The 21,122-nt window shown below is 71.6% G+C and carries 21 protein-coding genes; 9 read left to right on the top strand and 12 right to left on the bottom strand.

The annotated features are described in order from the left end of the window. Positions 1-42: 42 nt before the first annotated feature. The 4 genes from OHT01_RS30535 to OHT01_RS30520 all read right to left on the bottom strand — a co-directional run bounded on the left by OHT01_RS30535 (position 43) and on the right by OHT01_RS30520 (position 2,851). On the bottom strand, positions 43-561 hold the full coding sequence (locus OHT01_RS30535; protein ID WP_328556319.1) for a SixA phosphatase family protein: 519 nt from the start codon (positions 559-561) through the stop codon (positions 43-45). 243 nt (positions 562-804) lie between these two features. Beyond that, positions 805-1,020, bottom strand: a complete 216-nt coding sequence (locus OHT01_RS30530) for a hypothetical protein (RefSeq protein WP_328556318.1) — start codon at positions 1,018-1,020, stop codon at positions 805-807. Between the two features lie 275 nt (positions 1,021-1,295). Then, entirely contained in the window at positions 1,296-1,412 is a 117-nt protein-coding gene (locus tag OHT01_RS30525) for an SGM_5486 family transporter-associated protein (protein ID WP_328556317.1), read from the bottom strand. Positions 1,413-1,474: 62 nt separating this feature from the next. Continuing rightward, positions 1,475-2,851 (bottom strand): CynX/NimT family MFS transporter, encoded by a 1,377-nt coding sequence (locus tag OHT01_RS30520; protein WP_443043470.1) that lies wholly within the window; start codon positions 2,849-2,851, stop codon positions 1,475-1,477. 100 nt (positions 2,852-2,951) lie between these two features. Here OHT01_RS30520 and OHT01_RS30515 point away from each other — a divergent pair, with 100 nt between their 5' ends. Continuing rightward, positions 2,952-3,638, top strand: coding sequence for a FadR/GntR family transcriptional regulator (locus tag OHT01_RS30515; RefSeq protein WP_328556315.1), 687 nt, complete (start codon positions 2,952-2,954; stop codon positions 3,636-3,638). A gap of 307 nt (positions 3,639-3,945) precedes the next feature. Here the strand turns inward: OHT01_RS30515 and OHT01_RS30510 are convergent, their stop codons facing one another. From OHT01_RS30510 to fabG, 3 genes are all read right to left on the bottom strand, one after another. Next, on the bottom strand, positions 3,946-4,305 hold the full coding sequence (locus OHT01_RS30510) for a hypothetical protein (RefSeq protein ID WP_328556314.1): 360 nt from the start codon (positions 4,303-4,305) through the stop codon (positions 3,946-3,948). A gap of 154 nt (positions 4,306-4,459) precedes the next feature. Next, positions 4,460-5,227 (bottom strand): enoyl-ACP reductase FabI, encoded by a 768-nt coding sequence (fabI, locus tag OHT01_RS30505; RefSeq protein ID WP_328556313.1) that lies wholly within the window; start codon positions 5,225-5,227, stop codon positions 4,460-4,462. Positions 5,228-5,232: 5 nt separating this feature from the next. Beyond that, a complete protein-coding gene (gene fabG / locus OHT01_RS30500) occupies positions 5,233-5,952 on the bottom strand; it encodes a 3-oxoacyl-[acyl-carrier-protein] reductase (RefSeq protein ID WP_328556312.1) in 720 nt (239 codons plus the stop codon). A 269-nt stretch (positions 5,953-6,221) separates the two neighbouring features. On the opposite strand from fabG, the gene OHT01_RS30495 reads away from it, so the two are divergent. The 3 genes from OHT01_RS30495 (at position 6,222) to tyrS (ending at position 10,535) form a co-directional block, all read left to right on the top strand. Next, a complete protein-coding gene (locus OHT01_RS30495; protein WP_328556311.1) occupies positions 6,222-7,745 on the top strand; it encodes a TldD/PmbA family protein in 1,524 nt (507 codons plus the stop codon). 82 nt (positions 7,746-7,827) lie between these two features. After that, the gene (locus OHT01_RS30490; protein WP_328556310.1) at positions 7,828-9,222 is read left to right on the top strand and encodes a metallopeptidase TldD-related protein; all 1,395 of its coding nucleotides are present in this window, start codon (positions 7,828-7,830) and stop codon (positions 9,220-9,222) included. A 44-nt stretch (positions 9,223-9,266) separates the two neighbouring features. Next, the gene (tyrS, locus tag OHT01_RS30485) at positions 9,267-10,535 is read left to right on the top strand and encodes a tyrosine--tRNA ligase (protein ID WP_328556309.1); all 1,269 of its coding nucleotides are present in this window, start codon (positions 9,267-9,269) and stop codon (positions 10,533-10,535) included. A 78-nt stretch (positions 10,536-10,613) separates the two neighbouring features. Here tyrS and OHT01_RS30480 read toward each other — a convergent pair whose 3' ends face one another. Further along, on the bottom strand, positions 10,614-10,898 hold the full coding sequence (locus OHT01_RS30480) for a GlsB/YeaQ/YmgE family stress response membrane protein (protein ID WP_328556308.1): 285 nt from the start codon (positions 10,896-10,898) through the stop codon (positions 10,614-10,616). Between the two features lie 244 nt (positions 10,899-11,142). Between OHT01_RS30480 and OHT01_RS30475 the strand changes: the two genes are divergently transcribed. Both OHT01_RS30475 and OHT01_RS30470 read left to right on the top strand, forming a co-directional pair. Beyond that, complete coding sequence (locus tag OHT01_RS30475) at positions 11,143-11,529, top strand: DUF3099 domain-containing protein (protein WP_328558328.1); 387 nt, start codon at positions 11,143-11,145, stop codon at positions 11,527-11,529. A 338-nt stretch (positions 11,530-11,867) separates the two neighbouring features. Further along, positions 11,868-12,122, top strand: a complete 255-nt coding sequence (locus OHT01_RS30470) for a hypothetical protein (protein WP_328556307.1) — start codon at positions 11,868-11,870, stop codon at positions 12,120-12,122. A 9-nt stretch (positions 12,123-12,131) separates the two neighbouring features. Here the strand turns inward: OHT01_RS30470 and moaA are convergent, their stop codons facing one another. From moaA to OHT01_RS30455, 3 genes are all read right to left on the bottom strand, one after another. Continuing rightward, positions 12,132-13,121, bottom strand: coding sequence for a GTP 3',8-cyclase MoaA (moaA, locus tag OHT01_RS30465; protein ID WP_328556306.1), 990 nt, complete (start codon positions 13,119-13,121; stop codon positions 12,132-12,134). A 170-nt stretch (positions 13,122-13,291) separates the two neighbouring features. Continuing rightward, positions 13,292-14,929 carry a solute symporter family protein gene (locus tag OHT01_RS30460; protein ID WP_328556305.1) on the bottom strand — a complete coding sequence of 546 codons (1,638 nt, stop codon included), beginning with the start codon at positions 14,927-14,929 and terminating at the stop codon, positions 13,292-13,294. Beyond that, a complete protein-coding gene (locus tag OHT01_RS30455; RefSeq protein WP_328556304.1) occupies positions 14,926-15,282 on the bottom strand; it encodes a DUF485 domain-containing protein in 357 nt (118 codons plus the stop codon). The genes OHT01_RS30460 and OHT01_RS30455 overlap by 4 nt, the downstream gene beginning before the upstream one ends. Positions 15,283-15,663: 381 nt before the next feature. Here OHT01_RS30455 and OHT01_RS30450 point away from each other — a divergent pair, with 381 nt between their 5' ends. From OHT01_RS30450 to OHT01_RS30440, 3 genes are all read left to right on the top strand, one after another. Continuing rightward, positions 15,664-17,190 (top strand): S8 family serine peptidase, encoded by a 1,527-nt coding sequence (locus OHT01_RS30450; protein WP_328556303.1) that lies wholly within the window; start codon positions 15,664-15,666, stop codon positions 17,188-17,190. Between the two features lie 106 nt (positions 17,191-17,296). After that, on the top strand, positions 17,297-18,718 hold the full coding sequence (locus OHT01_RS30445) for a CoA transferase (protein ID WP_328556302.1): 1,422 nt from the start codon (positions 17,297-17,299) through the stop codon (positions 18,716-18,718). 141 nt (positions 18,719-18,859) lie between these two features. Beyond that, a complete protein-coding gene (locus tag OHT01_RS30440; protein ID WP_443043469.1) occupies positions 18,860-20,002 on the top strand; it encodes a CopD family protein in 1,143 nt (380 codons plus the stop codon). A gap of 63 nt (positions 20,003-20,065) precedes the next feature. On the opposite strand, the gene OHT01_RS30435 is transcribed toward OHT01_RS30440, so the two are convergent. Then, positions 20,066-21,109 carry a zinc-dependent alcohol dehydrogenase family protein gene (locus tag OHT01_RS30435; protein WP_328556301.1) on the bottom strand — a complete coding sequence of 348 codons (1,044 nt, stop codon included), beginning with the start codon at positions 21,107-21,109 and terminating at the stop codon, positions 20,066-20,068. Positions 21,110-21,122: the final 13 nt, after the last annotated feature.

Here is a 21,122-nt window from a genome sequence, read left to right as displayed (position 1 = left end):
GCACCGTGGCGGTGCGGGGCCCCGTCGACGTAGAGGCGGGTTCTACTGCGTCGGAGCCCAGTAGTCGGTCAGGGTGCCCGATCCGGGCTCCAGGGACTTCCACGGGCCCTCGAACGAGAGCACCGCGAAGGCGGCTGTGTGGAAGCCGTGGGCGTTCATCCGGGTACGGGTGTCGCCCTCGGCACGGCCCGCCAGAACGTCGGCGAGGCCGTGTACGCCCGGGTTGTGACCGATGAGGATCACGTTGTGCGCGTCGTCCGGGGTTTCGTTGAGCACGGCGATGAGCTCGCCGGGCGAGGCTTCGTAGAGCCGCTCCTCATAGACCGTTTTCGGCCGGTGCGGTAGCTCCTGGACGGCATGCTTCCATGTCTCGCGGGTCCGGATCGCGGTGGAGCAGAGGGCCAGGTCCAGAGGGATGCCGGTGTCGGCCAGTCTGCGTCCGGCGACAGCGGAGTCCATGCGGCCCCGGTCGGCGAGCGGCCGCTCATGGTCGGACATCTCCGGCCAGTCGGCTTTCGCATGCCGGAAGAGGACGATCCTGCGGGGTTCTGCGACGCTCATGCGTCCCAGCTTCGCACGAAACATGCCATGGGGCGCAGGGAGTTGATGCGGTCCCCCGGTGAGGGTGACGTCGTGCTCCGTCAGGGGCGATGGCTCACCCTTTGAGAGGGGAAACGGTCTTCCCGGGTTGCGGGCGGGGTCCGTCCGTGCGGTACGGCGCGAGGTGCGGTGGAGCGATCGGCGCGGCAGGAGGCGGGTGGCTCGAATGCGGTGGGTGCGGTCGTGCGCGGGGGCGCGAACGGCTCACGGGGTGTTGTGGAGGACCGCCTGCTGGACCCGCTCGAACATATGGGTGATCGCCGGGTCGCTGCCCGCGGCGTGCGCGTCCACCGGGTTGAGGATCATGACCAGCAGGGTGATGAAGGCGAGCGTGGGCAGGGCCAGGGCCCACCAGGGCAGTCGGATGTCCACGCGGCCCGTGGTCGCCGGGTGGGGCCGGGTGTGCGTAGGGGCCGACATGCCGCCTCCGTGGGTCTTCGAGTGTGCGTGGCCGCGCCGCGCGGCCACAACTCGAAACTACGGACTCCGGAGCCTTCGGCCCATCCGGTGATCCACCCACTTGACCCTGACACTCACCCCCTAGGGGATGGGGGGTTAGCCCCACCCCGGACCCGCGGGCGGGCCGTCGGGCAGGCTTGCGTCAGGGACGCTGCGTGCCGGAGGGCCGGGAGGGGCGCCACGGCACCGGTGCGGCGACGGTCAGCGTGCGGTCGCCGGCGGGGCGACCACGCCGTTCACGGGGACGCGATGGACGCGATGATGCCGATGATCACCGTGATGGCCAGCATCGCGCCGAGCACGAGCAGCAGCTTCTTCTGGCTGTTCTGGGGGTTCGGGTCGAGCACAGGCATGCGGCCAGTCTCGCACCCCCGGTCCGTTCCACCGCCGCCGGGGCCCGCTTCCCGGAGTGCGGTCATCCGGCCGCCTCGTCCTCCACGGTGCGGTCGCGGCCCGCCAGGATGCCGACACCGATCTGCGGGATCATCAGCCCGGCCATCATCGCGAGCGGCAGGCCCCAGCCGCCGCTGTGCTGGTAGAGCACGCCCACGAGCAGCGGTCCTGGGATCGAGATCAGATAGCCGGTGCTCTGGGCGAACGCCGACAGCTTGGCGACACCGGCGCCGGTCCGGGCCCGCATGCCGACCATGGTGAGGGCGAGCGGGAAGGCGCAGTTGGAGACGCCGAGCAGCAGGGCCCAGGCCCAGGCGCCCGCCGCGGGGGCGAGGTAGAGGCCCGCGTATCCGGCGAGTCCGCAGAGGCCGAGGGCGACCACGATGGGCCCCTGGTGGGGCAGGCGGGTGGCCAGGCGTGGGATGACGAAGGCCAGCGGTACGCCCATCACCATGGTGACGGCGAGAAGCAGTCCGGCGGTACCGGCGGCGACACCCGCGTCGCGGAAGATCTGTGCCATCCAGCCCATCGTGATGTAGGCGGCGGTGGCCTGGAGGCCGAAGAAGACGGCGAGCGCCCAGGCCGTACGGCTGCGGGTGATGCGCAGTCCGTCGGGCTCGTGCGGGGCGGCGACGGCCTCGGCGGTCCGGTCGCCGGTAGGGGCCGCGCCGGGCGCGGGGATCTCCTGGACGCCGGTGGCGGGCGCGGCGGGCTCGCGGCCGTCGGCGGGGGAAACGGTGCCCCGCGCGCGTACGAGCAGAATCCACGGGACCACGGCCGCCGCCGCGAGGCCCGCCCACACCACGAGCCCGGACTGCCAGTTGCCGCCCAGGGCGTCGGTCATCGGGACGGTCACCGCCGCGGCGACCGAGGTGCCGAGGGCGAGCGCCATCGAGTACAGGCCGGTCATGGAGCCGACCTTGTCGGGGAACCAGCGCTTGACGATCACCGGCATCAGGACGTTGCTGACGGCGATGCCCATGAGCGCGAGCGCGCTGGCGGCGAGGAAGCCGGCCACCCCGCCGACGTACGGGCGCAGCACCAGTCCCGCGGTGATGGCGACCATGCCCGCGCAGACGACGACGGCGGGCCCGAAGCGGCGGGCGAGACGCGGTGCCATCACACCGAAGACGGCGAAGCACAGGGGCGGTACGGAGGTGAGCAGTCCGGCGACGCTGCCGCTCATGCCGAGGCCGTCGCGCACCTCTTCGAGGAGGGCTCCGAGGCTGGTGATGGCCGGGCGCAGATTGAGTGCGGCGAGGACGATTCCGGCGACCACCAGTCGCGTCGTCCACGCGCGCGTGGACGACGATTCGGGTGCCGTGCTCTCGGTGGAGCGGCGTACCGCTGGGGACGTCGTCGTGGTCCGGGTCTCCTCGATGGCCATGACGCCCATCATAGAATCATGGGATGATTGGCTGTCCAATCCTGCTGCGTTAATCTCCGGAACCTCCGGCCCCGCGCGAACGACCACACCCGGGCCCGTACGAAGGACCGCCATGCCGCTGAGCCATCCCCGCCGTTCGGCCCTGTCCGAACAGGTCATCGCCGAGCTGCGGAACCAGATCACCTCGGGCGAGTGGCCGGTGGGCTCCCGTATCCCCACCGAGCCGGAGCTCGTCGACCAGCTCGGCGTCGCCCGCAACACCGTGCGCGAGGCCGTCCGGGCGCTCGCCCACAACGGGCTGCTGGACATCCGGCAGGGCTCCGGCACCTATGTCGTGGCGACCAGCGAGCTGGCGGGTGTGATGCACCGGCGGTTCGCGGACGCCGACCCGCGGCACATCGCCGAACTGCGTTCCACGCTGGAGTCGAGCGCCGCCAGTCTGGCCGCGGAGCGGCGCACCGAGCGCGATCTGAAGCAGCTCGACGCACTTCTCGTACGCCGGGAGGAGGCCTGGGAATCGGGCGACGCCGAGGCCTTCGTGGCCGCCGACGCGACCTTTCACCTGGCGGTGGTGGCCGCGTCCCGCAATGACGTCATGACGGCGATGTACGCGGATCTGGGCGAGGTGCTGCGCGACTGGCTGCGCGAGGACGTGGGCAAGGAGCTGACGCCGGAGACGTACATGGACCACACCCGGCTCGTGGACGCGATCCGGACGGGCGACGCGGAGGGCGCGGCCGCCGAGGCCGCGAGCTATCCGTTCCAGTGCCGCCCCGGACGGCCGGGGGGCCAGGGGTAGGCGCGGGCACCCCGGACGCCCGGGAGGGCCAGGCGTAGACGCGGGAGCCCCGGACGCCCGGGAGGCCAGGCCGGACGGATCGACCGGCGAGGCACGCGCCGGGGCGGCCGACAGACGCGGGCGCCGGACCCCCGGGGGGCTGGACGCCACGTCGCGTGGCGCGGACACCGGCCGCCGGGTCTACGGACCTCACGACCCGCAGGTGCGGACACCGGCCGCGGGAGCGCCAGGCGTCACGAACCGCCGGCGCGGACACCCGCCGCCGGGCACCCCGCAAAGGCGGGTACCGGCCGCGGGTGCGCCGACCTCACGGCCCGTGGGTGATCCAGACCGTGCGGATCTCCTTCCAGCAGCGGCCGGCCAGGCGCACCGTCATCGCGGGGCCGACGTCGACCGGGGCGCTGTCGGTGTCGATGTCCCACCAGCGGGCGCACTCGACGTGCAGGCTGACCCGGTCGGTGCCCACATAGGGGTTGTGGCAGTACGCGACGACATGGGAGCCGGTGACGGTGGTCCGGCACTCGGCACCGAACGGTTGGGACGCGGCGGGGCTCCCGGCCCCGCCGTAGGCACCCTCCACGCGCGTGTGGGATGTCGCGTCGTACGGCACGGCCATCACCAGGGCTACAGCGGCGAACACCGGGGCAAAACGGCGGGACAGGCGCACAAGGGGACCTCCTCGGCCGTACGGCTGCGGGGCGGTGCGTTCTCCCAGCGTGGGGGGCAGGGGGTCCGGGCCGCCCGGTCGAATGGGCCGAACGGGCGACGCCCCGCTCCCCGCGCGCTGCGGGAAACGGGGCGTCGATACGGGGCGTAAGCGTTTACGCGCCGATGGCGTGCAGACCGCCGTCCACGTGGATGATCTCGCCCGTGGTCTTCGGGAACCAGTCGCTCAGCAGGGCGACGACGCCCTTGCCGGCCGGCTCCGGGTCCTTGAGGTCCCACTCCAGGGGCGCGCGGGTGTCCCACACGGAGGCGAGCTCGCCGAAGCCCGGGATGGACTTGGCGGCCATGGAGCCGATCGGGCCCGCCGAGATGAGGTTGCAGCGGATGTTCTGCTTGCCCAGGTCGCGCGCCATGTAGCGGCTGGTCGCCTCCAGGGCGGCCTTGGCCGGGCCCATCCAGTCGTACTGCGGCCAGGCGTACTGCGCGTCGAAGGTGAGGCCGACGACGGAGCCGCCGTTCTGCATCAGCGGCAGGCAGGCCATCGTCAGCGACTTCAGGGAGAACGCCGAGACGTGCATGGCGGTGGCGACCGACTCGAACGGCGTGTTGAGGAAGTTGCCGCCGAGCGCGTCCTGCGGTGCGAAACCGATGGAGTGCACGACGCCGTCGAGGCTGCCCAGCTCCTCGCCGACGACCTCGGCCAGACGCCCGAGGTGCTCCTCGTTGGTGACGTCCAACTCGATGACCTTGGTGGGCTTCGGCAGCTTCCTGGCGATGCGCTCGGTCAGCGTGGGCCGCGGGAACGCGGTCAGGATGATCTCGGCACCCTGCTCCTGGGCCAGCTTCGCGGTGTGGAAGGCGATGGAGGACTCCATCAGCACACCGGTGATCAGGACGCGCTTGCCTTCGAGAATTCCGCTCATGGTGATCAGTGACCCATTCCCAGTCCGCCGTCAACCGGGATGACGGCTCCAGTGATGTACGAGGCTTCGTCCGAGGCGAGGAACCGCACCGCCGCGGCGATCTCCTCGGGCTGCGCGTAGCGGCCCAGCGGCACCTGCGACACGATGTTCGCGCGCTGCTCGTCGGTGAGCGCCTGCGTCATGTCGGTGTCGACGAAGCCGGGCGCGACGACGTTGAAGGTGAGGTTGCGCGAGCCGAGCTCACGGGCGAGCGAACGCGCGAAGCCGACCAGGGCGGCCTTGGACGCGGCGTAGTTCGCCTGTCCCGCCGAGCCGAGCAGGCCGACGACCGAGGAGATCAGGACGACGCGGCCCTTCTTGGCCCGCAGCATGCCGCGGTTGGCGCGCTTGACCACGCGGAAGGCGCCCGTGAGGTTCGTGTCGATGACCGAGGTGAAATCCTCCTCGGACATGCGCATCAGGAGCTGGTCCTTGGTGATGCCGGCGTTGGCGACCAGGACCTCGACCGGGCCGTGCTCGGCCTCGATCTCCTTGTAGGCCTGCTCCACCTGCTCGGTGTCGGTGATGTCGCACTTGACCGCCAGGCACCCCAATTCCGTCAGGGCGGCCGGCGGCTCACCGGACCGGTACGTGATCGCGACCTTGTCGCCTGCGTCGGCGAATGCTCGGGCGATGGCGAGGCCGATGCCCCGGTTGCCTCCGGTGACGAGAACCGAGCGGCTCAACGGATCACCCTTTCGTTAGCGGACGGAAACCCCTGCAATACAGGCGCCTTCCTCGAAAACCTATCGGTCCCCCTGGCCTCCGGGAGAATCGGGCACCGACAGTGGGTTCGGGTGACTGCTGTCGGATCCCTACAGAAAGCCGAGGCCGTAGGGCCTCAAAGCCGACGGCGCGGCCGAAAGACGCGCCCGGTCACGGCAAAGGCGTGGCAGCCGGAGCCGCCCGCGCGACATGATCGGACCCGACGGGCCACGACAGCAGGGAGACCTCGGTGCCTCATTCCATCGACGAAGCCTTCACGGCGCTACCGCTGCGCGCACTCGCCGACGCCGCGCTCGCGCGCGCGCGGGCGCTGGGCGCCGACCACGCGGACTTCCGCTTCGAGCGGGTGCGCAGCGCGTCCTGGCGGCTGCGCGACGCCAAGCCGGCCGGGTCCTCGGACACCACGGACCTGGGGTACGCGGTGCGGGTCGTGCACGGCGGGACCTGGGGGTTCGCGTCGGGCGTGGATCTGACGATGGACGCGGCCGCGAAGGTCGCCTCGCAGGCCGTGGCGATGGCGAAGCTGTCGGCCCAGGTGATCAAGGCGGCGGGTTCCGAGGAGCGGGTGGAGCTGGCCCATGAGCCGGTGCACGCCGACAGGACCTGGATCTCGTCGTACGAGATCGATCCCTTCTCCGTGCCGGACGAGGAGAAGGCGGGCCTCCTCGCGGACTGGAGCGCGCGGCTGCTGGCGGCGGACGGTGTCAACCATGTCGACGCTTCGCTGCTGACCGTGCACGAGAACAAGTTCTACGCCGACACCTCGGGGACCGTGACCACCCAGCAGCGGGTGCGGCTGCACCCGCAGCTCACCGCCGTCGCCGTCGACGAGTCCAGCGGCGAGTTCGACTCGATGCGGACGATCGCGCCGCCGGCCGGGCGCGGCTGGGAGTACCTGCGGGGCACCGGCTGGGACTGGGACTCCGAGCTGGAGCGGATCCCCGAGCTGCTCGCGGAGAAGATGCGGGCACCGAGCGTCGAGGCGGGGGTGTACGACCTCGTCGTCGATCCGTCCAACCTGTGGCTGACGATCCACGAGTCCATCGGGCACGCCACCGAGCTGGACCGGGCGCTCGGTTACGAGGCCGCCTACGCCGGGACGTCGTTCGCCACCTTCGACCAGCTCGGCAAGCTCAGGTACGGCTCCGATCTGATGAACGTGACCGGTGACCGCACCGCCGAACACGGCCTCGCGACCATCGGCTTCGACGACGAGGGCGTCGAGGCCCAGTCCTGGGACCTGGTGAAGGACGGCACGCTCGTCGGCTACCAGCTCGACCGGCGGATCGCGAGGCTGACCGGCTTCGAGCGGTCCAACGGCTGCGCGTACGCCGACTCCCCCGGGCACGTGCCCGTGCAGCGGATGGCCAACGTGTCACTGCGGCCGGACCCGGGCGGGCTGGCCACCGAGGATCTGATCGGGGGCGTCGACCGCGGCATCTACGTGGTCGGCGACCGGTCCTGGTCCATCGACATGCAGCGCTACAACTTCCAGTTCACCGGCCAGCGCTTCTTCAAGATCGAGAACGGCCGGATCACGGGTCAGCTGCGTGATGTCGCGTACCAGGCGACCACCACCGACTTCTGGGGCTCGATGGCCGCGGTGGGCGGCCCGCAGACATACGTCCTCGGCGGTGCGTTCAACTGCGGCAAGGCCCAGCCGGGCCAGGTCGCCGCGGTGTCGCACGGCTGCCCTTCCGCCCTCTTCAAGGGTGTCAACATCCTCAACACCACCTCGGAGGCGGGTCGATGAGCGTTCAGCAGGGGAACGTCCGGGGGTCCGGGGGTCGCCTCCCGGGACAGCACAGTCTCAACACCACGTCGGAGGCCGGTCGATGAGCGCCCGTACGAGCAAGCCGCACGAGGTCGTCGAGCGCGCCCTCGAACTGTCCCGGGCCGACGGCTGTGTGGTGATCGCCGACGAGCAGTCCACCGCCAACCTGCGCTGGGCGGGCAACGCGCTCACCACGAACGGGGTCACGCGCGGGCGCACGCTCACCGTGATCGCCACCGTCGACGGCCGTGAGGGGACCTCGTCGGGCGTGGTGTCGCGCTCGGCCGTGACCGCCGACGAACTGGAGCCCCTGGTGCGGGCGGCCGAGGCCGCGGCGCGGGGGGCCGGTCCCGCCGAGGACGGCCGGCCGCTGGTGACGGGCGTACCGGAGTCCCCGGACTTCGCTGACGCGCCCGCCGAGACCTCCTCCACCGTCTTCGCCGACTTCGCGCCGGCTCTCGGTGAATCGTTCGCCCGCGCGCGTGCCGGCGGCCGTGAGCTGTACGGCTTCGCCAACCACGAGCTCGTCTCCAGCTACCTCGGTACGTCGACGGGGCTGCGGCTGCGGCACGACCAGCCGAACGGCACGCTGGAACTCAACGCCAAGTCCCCGGACCGTACGCGTTCGGCGTGGGCGGGACGCTCGACGCGGGACTTCAAGGACGTCGACCCGGCGGCGCTGGACGCGGAACTGGCCGTACGGCTCGGCTGGGCGCGACGGCGGATGGAGCTGCCCGCCGGGCGCTACGAGACGCTGCTGCCGCCGACCGCCGTCGCGGACCTGCTGATCTACCAGATGTGGTCGGCCGCCGCCCGGGACGCGGCCGAGGGCCGGACCGTCTTCAGCAAGCCCGGGGGCGGCACCAGGATCGGCGAGCGGCTCACCGAGCTGCCGCTGACGCTGCGCAGCGACCCGAACGAGCCGGGTCTGGAGTCCGCGCCCTTCGTCCTCACGCACTCCTCGGGCGACGACGCCTCCGTGTTCGACAACGGGCTGCCGCTCAAGGCCACCGACTGGATCCACCAGGGCGAGCTGCGGCACCTCTCCACCACCCGGCACAGCGCCGGCCTGACCGGGCTGCCGGTGACGCCGACGATCGGGAACCTCGTCCTCGACGGCGGCGAGGACCGCTCCTTGGAGGAGATGGTCGCCGCGACCGAGCGCGGTCTGCTGCTGACCTGCCTCTGGTACATCCGCGAGGTCGACCCGGCGACGCTGCTGCTGACCGGGCTGACCCGGGACGGCGTCTACCTCGTCGAGAACGGCGAGGTCGTGGGCGAGGTGAACAACTTCCGGTTCAACGAGTCGCCGGTGGGCCTGCTGGGGCGGGCCACCGAGGCGGGGCGGACGGAGAAGACGCTGCCCCGGGAATGGAGCGACTGGTTCACCAGGGCCGCGATGCCCGCCCTGCGGGTGCCGGACTTCAATATGAGCTCTGTCAGCCAGGGCGTATAACCTCGTACCTGATTCACGAGACCACTCAAGGAGATACGAGAACCGTGACGGACATCGTCGACGAGCTGAAGTGGCGGGGGCTGTTCTCCCTGTCCACCGACGAAGATGCATTGCGCAAGGCGCTCGCGGACGGTCCCGTCACGTTCTATTGCGGCTTCGACCCGACCGCGCCCAGCCTGCACGTCGGTCACCTGGTGCAGGTGCTCACCATGCGCCGGCTCCAGCAGGCGGGGCTGCGGCCGCTCGCCCTGGTGGGCGGCGCGACGGGTCAGATCGGTGACCCGCGCCCGACGGCCGAGCGCACGCTGAACGACCCGGAGACGGTCGCCAACTGGGTGACACGGCTGCGTTCGCAGATCGAGCCGTTCCTGTCCTTCGAGGGCGAGAACGCCGCGGTCATGGTGAACAACCTGGACTGGACGGCCGGTCTGTCGGCGATCGAGTTCCTGCGGGACATCGGCAAGCACTTCCGCGTCAACAAGATGCTGACCAAGGACTCCGTGGCCCGGCGCCTGGAGTCCGAGGAGGGCATCAGCTACACGGAGTTCAGCTACCAGCTGCTGCAGGGCATGGACTTCCTGGAGCTGTACCGACGCTACGGCTGCACGTTGCAGCAGGGCGGCAGCGACCAGTGGGGCAACCTCACGGCGGGCCTGGACCTGATCCACCGCCTGGAGCCCGGGGCCCATGTGCACGCGCTGGCGACGCCGCTGATGGTCAAGGCGGACGGCACCAAGTTCGGCAAGACCGAGGGCGGCGCCATCTGGCTCGACCCCGAGATGACGACGCCGTACGCGTTCTACCAGTTCTGGCTGAACGTGGACGACCGGGACATCTCGACGTACATGCGCATCCTGTCCTTCAGGTCCCCCGAGGAGCTGGAGGAGCTGGAGAAGCAGACCGAGGAGCGCCCGCAGGCCCGTGCCGCCCAGCGCGCGCTGGCCGAGGAGCTGACGACGCTGGTGCACGGCGCCGACCAGACGGCCGCCGTGATCGCCGCGTCCAAGGCGCTCTTCGGTCAGGGCGAGCTGTCCGACCTCGACGAGCGGACGCTGAGCGCCGCCCTGTCCGAGGTGCCGCACATCCAGGTCGCCGAGGCGGGTCTCGTCGTGGACCTGTTCGCCGAGGTCGGCCTGGTGGCCAGCAAGTCCGCCGCGCGCCGCACGGTCAAGGAGGGCGGGGCGTACGTGAACAACGTCAAGGTCGCCGCCGAGGACGCGGTCCCGGCGGCCGAGGACCTGCTGCACGGGCGCTGGCTGGTGCTGCGACGGGGCAAGAAGAGCCTGGCCGCGGTCGAGGTCACGGGCGGCTGAGCGTTCCGACGACAGCGAGGGCGCGGGCCGCTTCCCGGATCGGGAAGCGGCCCGCGCCCTTCGTCCGTCCGCGCGGGGTCACGCCCGCTGCTGCGCCTTCTTGTTCCCCCACAGGGCCATGTACGCCATGTCGCCCAGCGCCACGATGACGATCGCGGCGATCAGCTGGAACAGGTGACGGGTCCAGTCGATGCCGGACGTCGCCGCGACGCCGAAGGCGCGCGCGAGGGCATTGCCCACGATGGCGCCGAGCATCCCGAAGATGGTGGTCAGCCAGAGCGGGCTGTGCTGCTTCCCGGGAATGATCGCCTTGGCGATCAGGCCCAGCACGAACCCGACGATGATCGCCCACAGCCAGCCCATGACCGCCTCCTAGCACCGCTCCCCGTGAGCGGTACCGTCAGTGTCTTGCTGTCCTCCATACGGCGCATGTCGGGCAGAGCCATACGCGCTACGGCGCATCATGTCCACCCAGTCAGGACATGCCCCGCTCTCGAACGCGGCGCAGACGCGGCGTAACGTGGAAGCAGTCCGGGCCCGCTTCCTCGACGGGTCCGTGCCGGGTACGGACCGGGGAGCGTCCGACGCAGGCAGGTGGTGGAAAGTGATCAGGAAGCAGAGCAACGTCCAGGTCTTCCGGATCACCGGAGCCAGACAGGGACTGGACGACGACGTCCGCGGCCGGCAGCGCCGCTATGTCATCTCGATGTCCGTCCGGACGGTGTCCGTGATCCTGGCGGCCACCCTGTGGAACGTCGAACGGCCCGTCGCTCTCGTCGCGCTGGTGCTCGGGATTCTCCTCCCGTACGTCGCCGTGGTCATCGCCAACGCGGGACGTGAGAACACGCCCTCGCTGCCCTCGACGTTCGTCACCGCTCCGCTGCGTCCGATGATCGCCGCGCCCCGGCAGGACGGCTCCGGGGAGCCGTTCCACGAGGGCGCAGAGACCGGTCCCGAAGCGCCGCAGCGAGCCGAACCGCACGACTTGGGCTGAGGCCGGACCGGGTTCGTTTCGTTCCCGAACTCGCCTTGCCGCAAAGCCGGTTCGGCCTCGGACGGTCATCCAGGGATCCTCCGAAAACGGAATATCGCCGCGCAAACAAGCTCAAGAAAAGCTCAGATCAATCATGTTGTTCCGGTGCCGGGCGGCGGGTGACCCGTGACATACTTCGTACGCGCTCCGCATCCCCCGTCGGAGCGACGGACCGACGCCGGGCAGCTCCCCCCGTGGCTGCTCGGCGTCGCCTTTGTCGGGCCGTAGAAGCCCTTTCCCGGAGCGGCCGGCCCACCGCGCGGAACACGTCGCGCGAGGCCTCGGCTAGGGTCGGCAGGGTGATTCCGAACGCCCCCGGCTCCGACCCCGCCACCCCTGTCTGCTCGGCCAAGGCCTGCCGCGCGGACGCCGTGTGGGTGCTCGCCTGGAACAACCCGAAACTGCACACGCCCGAGCGCCGCAAGACCTGGCTCGCGTGCGAGGCGCACCGCGAGCATCTGTCGCAGTTCCTCGGTGTGCGCGGGTTCCTGAAGGACGTCGTGACGCTCGACGAGTGGGAGGCCTCCGGGCCGGTGGAGCGCGGCGAGGGATAGCCCGCCGGCTCAGCCGCCGATCGCCGACATCGGGCGGTCGGGCTGCACGAACGAGGGGTCGTCCAGGCCCGCTCCGGCCTTCTTGCCCCACATCGCGAGGCGCCAGAGGCGGGCGATCTCCTCGTCGGGCGCGCCCGAGCGCAGCGCGGCCCGCAGATCGGTCTCCTCGGTGGCGAAGAGGCAGGTGCGCACCTGGCCGTCGGCGGTGAGGCGGGTGCGGTCGCAGGCCGAGCAGAACGGGCGGGTGACCGAGGCGATCACGCCGACGCGATGCGGGCCGCCGTCGACGATCCAGCGCTCGGCGGGCGCGGAACCCCGCTCGTCGGCGCCTTCCTCGGTGAGCTCGAAGCGGGTGCGCAGCGAGGCGAGGATGTCGCCGGCGGTGACCATGCCGTCGCGCTTCCAGCCGTGCTGGGCGTCCAGGGGCATCTGCTCGATGAAGCGGAGTTCGTAGTCGTGCTCCACGGACCAGGCCAGCAGGTCCGGGGCCTCGTCGGCGTTCAGGCCCGGCATCAGGACCGAGTTGATCTTGACGGGGGTCAGACCGGCGTGGTGGGCGGCTTCGAGGCCCTCGATGACGTCCTTGTGGCGGTCACGGCGGGTGAGGGTCTTGAAGACGTCGGGGCGCAGGGTGTCCAGCGAGACGTTCACCCGGTCCAGGCCCGCGGCCTTCAGGGCGGCCGCGGTGCGCTTGAGGCCGATGCCGTTGGTCGTGAGGGACATCCGGGGGCGGGGGGCGAGGGCCGCGACCCGCTCGACGATGCCGACCAGGCCGGGGCGCAGGAGGGGCTCGCCGCCGGTGAAGCGGACCTCCTCGATGCCGAGGCCGGTGACCGCGATCCCTATCAGGCGGACGATCTCGTCGTCCGTGAGCAGATCGGGCTTGCCGAGCCACTGCAGTCCCTCTTCGGGCATGCAGTACGTGCACCGCAGATTGCACCGGTCGGTCAGTGAGACACGCAGGTCGGTGGCGACCCGGCCGTAGGTGTCGATGAGCACGTGGGCCCCCTCCCTCGATGCCGATCTCGTTTTCCGGACACCTGCGAGCCTACGTGACAGGACGGGCGGGAACAGCGTCCCGATCGCACGAGACGCGGCGCGGGCCCGTCGTAGGGACCTACCAGTGGTGATCCACCGGTGGCCTGCGGCGGGCCCGCGCGTGCCGTGCCTCAGTGTGCTCCGGTGCCCGTCAGGGAGCGGACCTCCAGTTCGGCGTACTTGCCGGCGTCCGGCTCCTCCTTGGACAGGACGGTGCCCAGCCAGCCCAGCAGGAAGCCGACCGGGATGGAGATGAGGCCCGGATTCTCCAGCGGGAACCAGTGGAAGTCGACGTCCGGGAACATCGAGGTGGGCTTGCCCGAGACCACCGGGGAGAACAGCACCAGGCCGACCGCCGTGACCAGGCCGCCGTAGATCGACCAGAGCGCGCCCGGGGTGGTGAACCGCTTCCAGAACAGGCTGTAGAGGATCGTCGGCAGGTTGGCGGAGGCGGCGACCGCGAAGGCGAGGGCGACCAGGCCGGCGACGTTGAGGTCGCGGGAGAGGGCGCCCAGCAGGATGGACACGGCCCCGATGCCGACGGTCGCGTACCGGGCGGCCGCCATCTCCTGCTTCTCCGACGCCTGCCCCTTCTTGATGACGTTCGCGTAGATGTCGTGCGCGAAGGACGAGGACGAGGCGAGTGTCAGTCCCGCGACGACCGCGAGGATCGTGGCGAAGGCGACGGCGGAGATGGTGGCGAGCAGGACCGCGCCCCAGGTGGAGTCGACGCCGCCGAGGTGCAGGGCGAGCAGCGGTGCCGCCGTGTTGCCCGCCTTGTTGGAGGCGATGATCTCGTCCGGCTTGATCAGCGCGGCGGCGCCGAAACCGAGGGCGAGGGTCATCAGGTAGAAGGTGCCGATGAGACCGATGGCCCAGTTGACCGACTTCCGCGCGGTCTTGGCGGTGGGCACGGTGTAGAAGCGGATCAGGATGTGCGGCAGGCCCGCGGTGCCGAGGACCAGCGCCATGCCGAGCGAGATGAAGTCCAGTTTGGTGGTGGACGTGGCGCCGTACTTGAGGCCGGGCTCCAGGAACGGCGAGCCCTTGCCGCTGTTCTCGGCCGCCTTGCCGAGCAGGTCGGAGACGTTGAAGTGGAACTTCAGCAGCACCAGGAAGGTGAGCAGCAGGGCGCCGACGATCAGCAGGACCGCCTTGACCATCTGGACCCAGGTGGTGCCCTTCATGCCGCCGATGGTGACGTAGACGATCATCAGGACGCCGACGAGCGCGACGATGCCGATCTTGCCGCCGTCGCTGGTGATGCCGAGGAGCAGCGAGACGAGGACGCCCGCGCCCGCCATCTGGGCCAGCAGGTAGAAGATCGACACGACGATGGTGGAGGTGCCCGCGGCGGTACGGACCGGACGCTGGCGCATGCGGTAGGCGAGCACGTCGCCCATCGTGTAGCGGCCGGAGTTGCGCAGCGGCTCGGCGACCAGGAGCAGGGCCACCAGCCAGGCGACCAGGAAGCCGATGGAGTAGAGGAAGCCGTCGTAGCCGAAGAGGGCGATGGCGCCGGCGATGCCGAGGAAGGACGCGGCGGACATGTAGTCGCCGGAGACGGCGAGTCCGTTCTGGAAGCCGGTGAACTGGCGGCCGCCCGCGTAGAAGTCGGCGGCGTTCTTGGTCTGGCGGCCGGCCCAGACGGTGATGACGAGGGTCGCGGCGACGAACACCGCGAAGAGGGTGATGATCAGCGGCCGGTGCTGGCTCGCCTCGCCCGCGGCCAGCAGCGTCGTGTGCGCGGTCGTCCGTGCGGAGCTCATGCGCCGCCCTCCATCCGGGACTTGATGGCGTCGGCCTTGGGGTCGAGCTGGGCGGCCGCGTGCCGCGAGTACCACCAGGCGATGAGGAAGGTGGTGAGGAACTGGGCGAGACCGAGCACCAGGGCGACGTTGACGTTGCCGAACAGCTTGGTGCCCATGAAGTCGTCCGCGTAGTTCGAGAGCAGCACGTACAGCAGGTACCAGAGGATGAATCCGACGGTCAGCGGAAAGGCGAAGGAGCGGTGGGAGCTGCGGAGTTCACCGAATTCGGCGCTCTCCTGCATCTGGGTGAACTCCTCGGTGGACGGGAACGGAGTCCCGGTTTTCGCGGGCGGTGGTGCGTCGGTGGCCACGGTGTCTCCTCGCGTTGCGGGTGCGGTTGCGACGGTGGGCGGGGGCAGGTCGGGAGCGGCGGAGGGGGGCGGGGACGGCTCGGGTGCGGACATGGGACGTTGATCTCACAGCGGCGGGCGTCACGTGGCGGAAAGCGACGGTTCACACCCGTTGGGTGATCCTTGCGGGGGGCTCGATCGTCCACGGGCTCCCTGCCCAAGGTCACGGCGCCACGCGTGGACCGGTTCAACTCCCCTGGCTTCTTTCGGAAGTCGTGGCCGCAAGTCATTGCTGGCCCGGTCGGCGGGAGGATAGCTTCGGCCTGCACCATTCCGTCATGTACCTGCCCGAGCACCATCCGTGTTCGGGCAGCTCCGTTTTCCGGATGATGTGGAGATCCCATGGCTCATCTGCGTTCCAGACGACGTCTCGCCCTCGCCGTGCCGGTCGTTCTGTCGCTCACCGCCTCGCTCGGCTTCCTGCCGGGCGCCGCGTCCGCCACCCCTCTCACCGCGCCCGCCGCGACGACCGCGGACGGGCCGAACCTCTCGTACGTGGTCAACACGACAACGGACCACCGCACGATCGAGTCGGTGAAGAAGGCCATCGGCGCGGCCGGCGGCAGCGTCGTCATCGCGTACGAGCAGATCGGCGTCATCGTCGTCCACTCGGCGAACCCGGACTTCGGCCGGCAGATCCGGACGGTGCGCGGGGTGCAGTCGGCCGGTGCCACCCGTACCTCGCCGCTGACCTCCGCGGCGACGACCGACGAGGGCGCGGTGCAGGTGCTGTCGGCCGCCGAGGCCGCGAAGGTCGCGAAGACCGCGTCCGCGGGCGAGGAACCTCTTGAGGCCGACCAGTGGGACCTGCGCGCGATCGGCGCCGACAAGGCGGCCGCGGTCAACCCGGGCAGCAAGAAGGTGACCGTCGCCGTGATCGATGTCGGCGTCGACGACACGCACCCGGACATCGCGCCGAACTTCTCGGCCTCGCAGTCCGCCAACTGCGTGGGCGGCAAGCCGGACACGACGTACGGCGCCTGGCGCCCGGTTGACGCCGACCACTACCACGGCACGCACGTCGCGGGCGAGATAGCGGCGGCCCGCAACGGTATCGGCGTCGCGGGAGTCGCCCCCGGCGTGAAGGTCGCGGGCATCACGGTGGCCGAGCCCGACTCCACCCAGTTGTTCTACCCGGAGAGCGTCGTGTGCGCCTTCGTGTTCGCCGCCGACCACGGCGTCGAGATCACCAACAACAGTTATTACGTCGACCCTTGGCTGTACAACTGCGTCGACGACCCCGACCAGAAGGCCATCGTCGACGCCGTCGACCGGGCCCAGCTGTACGCCCAGCGGAAGGGCACGCTGAACATCGCGGCGGCGGGCAACTCCAATGACGACCTCGACTCGAACGCGCTGACCGACGCGTCCAGCCCCGACGACTCGACCGCCACGACGCGGACGGTCGACCCGCACAAGTGCTTCGACATCCCTACCCAGTTGCCGGGTGTCGTCACGGTCGCCTCGACCGGCGTCAAGGGCGCCAAGTCGTACTTCTCCAGCTACGGCGACGGTGTCATCGATGTCGCGGCGCCCGGCGGCGACCGGTATCAGATCCCGGACACGCCGTCGCAGAACGGCCGCATCCTCTCCACGCTGCCGAACAACACGTACGGCTGGCTCCAGGGCACCTCGATGGCGACGCCGCACGTCGCCGCCGTGGCCGCACTGCTGAAGTCCAAGTACCCCTGGGCTACGCCGGCTCAGCTCCAGATCCTCCTCAAGGCCCAGGCGGACAACCCGGGTTGCCCGACCGCCCCGTACGACGGGAACGGCGACGGAGTCGTGGACGCGACCTGCGCGGGCGGCAAGCACGTGAACGGCTTCTACGGATTCGGGATCGTCAACGCCCTGCGGGCGGTCAAGTAGCGCCCGCAGAACGTCCCGCGGCCCCGGTCGACCCGCTCGGCGACCGGGGCCGCGCCGTCGCCGGCCGCCTCGTATGTTGATCGCGTCCACGCTGCATAGTGCCGGTATGACGCATTCACCGATGGCCGTCGTGTGGCGGGAACTGGGCGGAGACCCGGCGCTGCTCCCCGGGGTTTCGACCGTGGCGCGTGCGGGTGCGCTGGAGGCACGGCTGCCCGTACGCGAGTCGGCGCGCGCCTGTGTGGGTGCCTGTGCGCTGGCGGCCGCCGAGCTGGGGGCCCGGCGTGCCGGGCTCGCGCGGGTGCCGCGGGTGAGCGTGGACGACGGCGCCGTCGCCACGGCGTTCGTCAGCGAGCGGCATCTGCGGATCGACGGGCGCGCGCCGGTCAACTTCGCGCCGCTGTCCCGCTTCTGGCGGACCGCGGACGGCTGGGTACGGACACACGCGAACTATCCGCATCACCGGGCGCGGCTGCTGGACGCGTTGGGGGCGGCGGACGACGCGACCGCGGAGGACGTGGCCGGGGTGCTCGCCGGACGGTCCGCGCGGGAGGTCGAGGAGACGGTGTACGCGGCCGGCGGGCTCGCCGTCGCGCTGCGCACGGCGAAGGAGTGGGCCGTCCACGAGCAGGCTCTCGCCCTGGCCGGGCGGCCGTTGACCGACTGGGACAGGCCGTCCGAGCGGGGCGAGCCGGCCACCGCGGGCGCGCGAGCCCTCGCCCCGTTGCGCGACGGCCCCCCGTTGTCGCCCGCCGCCGGGGTGCGCGTCCTGGACCTGACCCGGGTCATCGCGGGCCCCGTCGCCACCCGCACGCTCGCCCTGCTGGGCGCCGACGTGCTGCGGGTGGACGGGCCGCGGCTGCCCGAGGACCCGGACGCGCACGCGGACACGGGCTTCGGGAAGCGCTCGGCGGTACTGGACCTGGTGGCCGACCGGCGTACCTTCGACGAGTTGCTGGCGACGGCGGACGTCGTCGTCACCGGCTACCGGCCCGGCGCCCTGGACCGGTTCGGGCTCTCCCCGGAGGCGCTGGCCGAGGGGAACCCCGGCCTCGTCGTGGCGCAGGTGTCGGCGTGGGGGACGTACGGGCCCTGGGGCGCGCGGCGCGGCTTCGACAGCCTGGTGCAGGTGGCCACCGGGATCGCCATGGCGGAGGGATCGCCCGAGCGGCCGGGCGCGCTGCCCGCGCAGGCGCTCGACCACGGAACCGGATATCTGCTGGCGGCGGCCGTCCTGCGCGCGCTGACCGAGCGGGAGGAGCACGGCCGCGGGTGCGTCGTACGGCTGGCGCTGGCGCGCACGGCGATGTGGCTGACCGACGGCATCGGGCGGGAGGAGGCACCCGGCGCGCTGCCGGACCCGGTGGCGGCAGAGCCGTACGGCCGTCCCGACCCCTGGCTGTCCGAGCGGAACAGCCCCTTCGGCCTCCTCGGCCATGCCCTGCCCCCGGTCTCCTTCACCGGCGGCCCCACCGACTGGTCACGCCCACCGGGGCTCTGGGGTACGGACCCCGCGCGCTGGGCGTGAGCCTCGCGCCCGAGCCCTTCCACCCCCTCACCACCTCACCCCCTCTCCCTCGTCCCCTCGCCCTCTCGTCCTCGAACACCGAACGGGTTACGGTGACTTGCCCGGATCTGTGACCGCCGGCGACGATCCTGGGGGGGGACGTTGACAGCTTCGACGGCCGGGACCGCGGACCCGAGCGGGGACGAGGTCGCGGGCGGGACCGCGCCGCGGCGGGCCACCCACCGGGCCGTCGCCGTACTCGCCCTGGTGGCCGTCGCGGCCCTGATCCCACTGCTGGGCCCGCGCACCGCGCTCACCGGTACGGGGGAAGCCGCGGCACCCGGGGCCGATGGCATCGCGCTGCTGCGGTCGGTGCTGTTCGCGGCGCTCTGCGTCCCTGTGGGAGAGGTGTTCGCGTCCGCGCTGGCGCGCCGGGTGCCCGGGGCGTCGACGATGGCGGCGCCGCGCAGTTGGGCGGCGTACGCGGCCGCCGCCGGGTTCGTCGTCGCGCTGGGTCTGGCCTCCGTGGTGGCGACGGGCAATCTGCTGCCGCATCACCTCTCCGACATCGACATCGGCGGGCTGTACCGGACCCGGGACGGCCGGCTGGCGCTTGTGGAGACCGACGCGTTCGCGGCGGCCTGGCTCTGTGCCCGCTCGCACCGCCCGGCCGCCCGGGTGTGGCCGCCGGCCGTGGTGGCGGTCGCGGAGGCGCTGCGCGCGCATCCCCCGGCGGAGCACGACGCGCTGCTCGGCTCCGGTCTGACCCTGGTGCACCTGACATGCGCGGCGCTGTGGGCGGGCGGCCTGCTCCACGTCCTGCGCCTGCTGCACGGCCGGCGCACCGCGACCGGTGCGGTCACGGGAACCCGGGAGACCGATCCCACCGGCCGGACTACGACTGCGACTGCCGTAGGAACCACGGCTGCGGCTGCGGCCACCGGACCGGGGACGGCGGCCGGAGGCGGTCGGGCCGGTGCCACGCTGCTCGGTCTCTACGCGCGCGTGGCGGCCGTACTGTTCGCGACGGTCACGGCGACGGGCGTCTGGAGCGCGCTGCGCCGGATGCCGCCCGGCACGGTCCTGGACCAGCTGACGTCGACGGCGTACGGGCGCGCCCTGCTCGCGAAGGTCCTCCTCGTGGCCGCCGTCGCCGTCCTGGCCCTCGCGGCCCGGCTGCGGCTGCGCCGCGCGGCGGACCCGCTCGGCGCCCGCTCCCCCGCGCGGGCGGAGATCGTGGCGCTGGGCGCGGTCGTCGCGGTGTCGGGCCTGCTGACGGCGCTGCCGCTGCCCATCCGGTGGTGAGCCTCCGGACGGGCAGCGGCAGAAGGGCGAGGGACGGCGGGTCCGCGGCCGCGGACCCGGGAGTCAGTTGGTGACGAGGACCTTCAGCGCGGTCCGCTCGTCCATCGCCTTGTAGCCCTCGGGCACGCTCTCCAGGCCGATGGTCATGTCGAAGACCGGCGACGGGTCAATCGTGCCGTCGAGAACGTCGGGCAGCAGTTCGGGGATGTACGCGCGCACCGGGGCGACGCCGCCGCGCAGGGCGATGTTCCGGTCGAACATGACGCCCAGGTCGAGGCCCGTACCGCTGCCGTGGGGCACGCCGACGAAGCCGATGGCGCCGCCGTCGCGGGTGATGTTCACGGCCGTGCTCATGGACTGCTCGGTGCCGACGGCCTCGACGACGCAGTGCGCGCCCTGGCCACCGGTCAGCTCGCGCAGGGCCTCGACGGCCGCTTCGCCGCGCTCGGCGACGACGTCCGTGGCCCCGAAGCGGCGCGCGATGTCCGTGCGCACCTGGTGCCGGCCGAGGGCGATGATCCGCTCGGCGCCGAGCCGCTTGGCCGCGAGGACGGCGCACAGGCCGACGGCCCCGTCACCCACGACGGCGACGGTCGAGCCCTTGCGCACGCCGGCGCCCAGGGCCGCGTGGTGGCCGGTGCCGAGGACGTCGGACAGGGTCAGCAGGGCGGACAGCAGGTGGTCGTCGGAGGCCGCCTCCTTGGGCAGCCGTACGAGGGTGCCGTCGGCGAAGGGAACGCGCACGGCCTCGCCCTGTCCGCCGTCGTAGCCGACCGAGCCCCAGAAGCCGCCGTGCCGGCACGACGTGGTGAGTCCGTCACGGCAGTACTCGCACACGCCGTCGGACCACATGAAGGGCGCCACGACCAGGTCGCCGCGCCGGACACCGGTCACCGCGGAGCCCGTCTCCTCGACGATGCCAAGGAACTCGTGCCCGATCCGCTGGCCCGGCTGCCGGGCCGCCTCGCCGCGGTACGCCCACAGGTCGCTGCCGCAGATGCAGGAGCGCAGCACCCGCACGATCGCGTCGGTGGGCAACTGCACCATGGGCTCGGGCACGTCCTCCACGCGCATGTCGAACGGGGCGTGGATGGTGGTGGCGCGCATGGCGAGGGTCCCT

This window comes from Streptomyces sp. NBC_00358 (assembly GCF_036099295.1).
In the GTDB taxonomy this organism is placed as follows: Bacteria; Actinomycetota; Actinomycetes; order Streptomycetales; family Streptomycetaceae; genus Streptomyces.
This window is presented reverse-complemented; position numbering and strand designations above follow the sequence as displayed.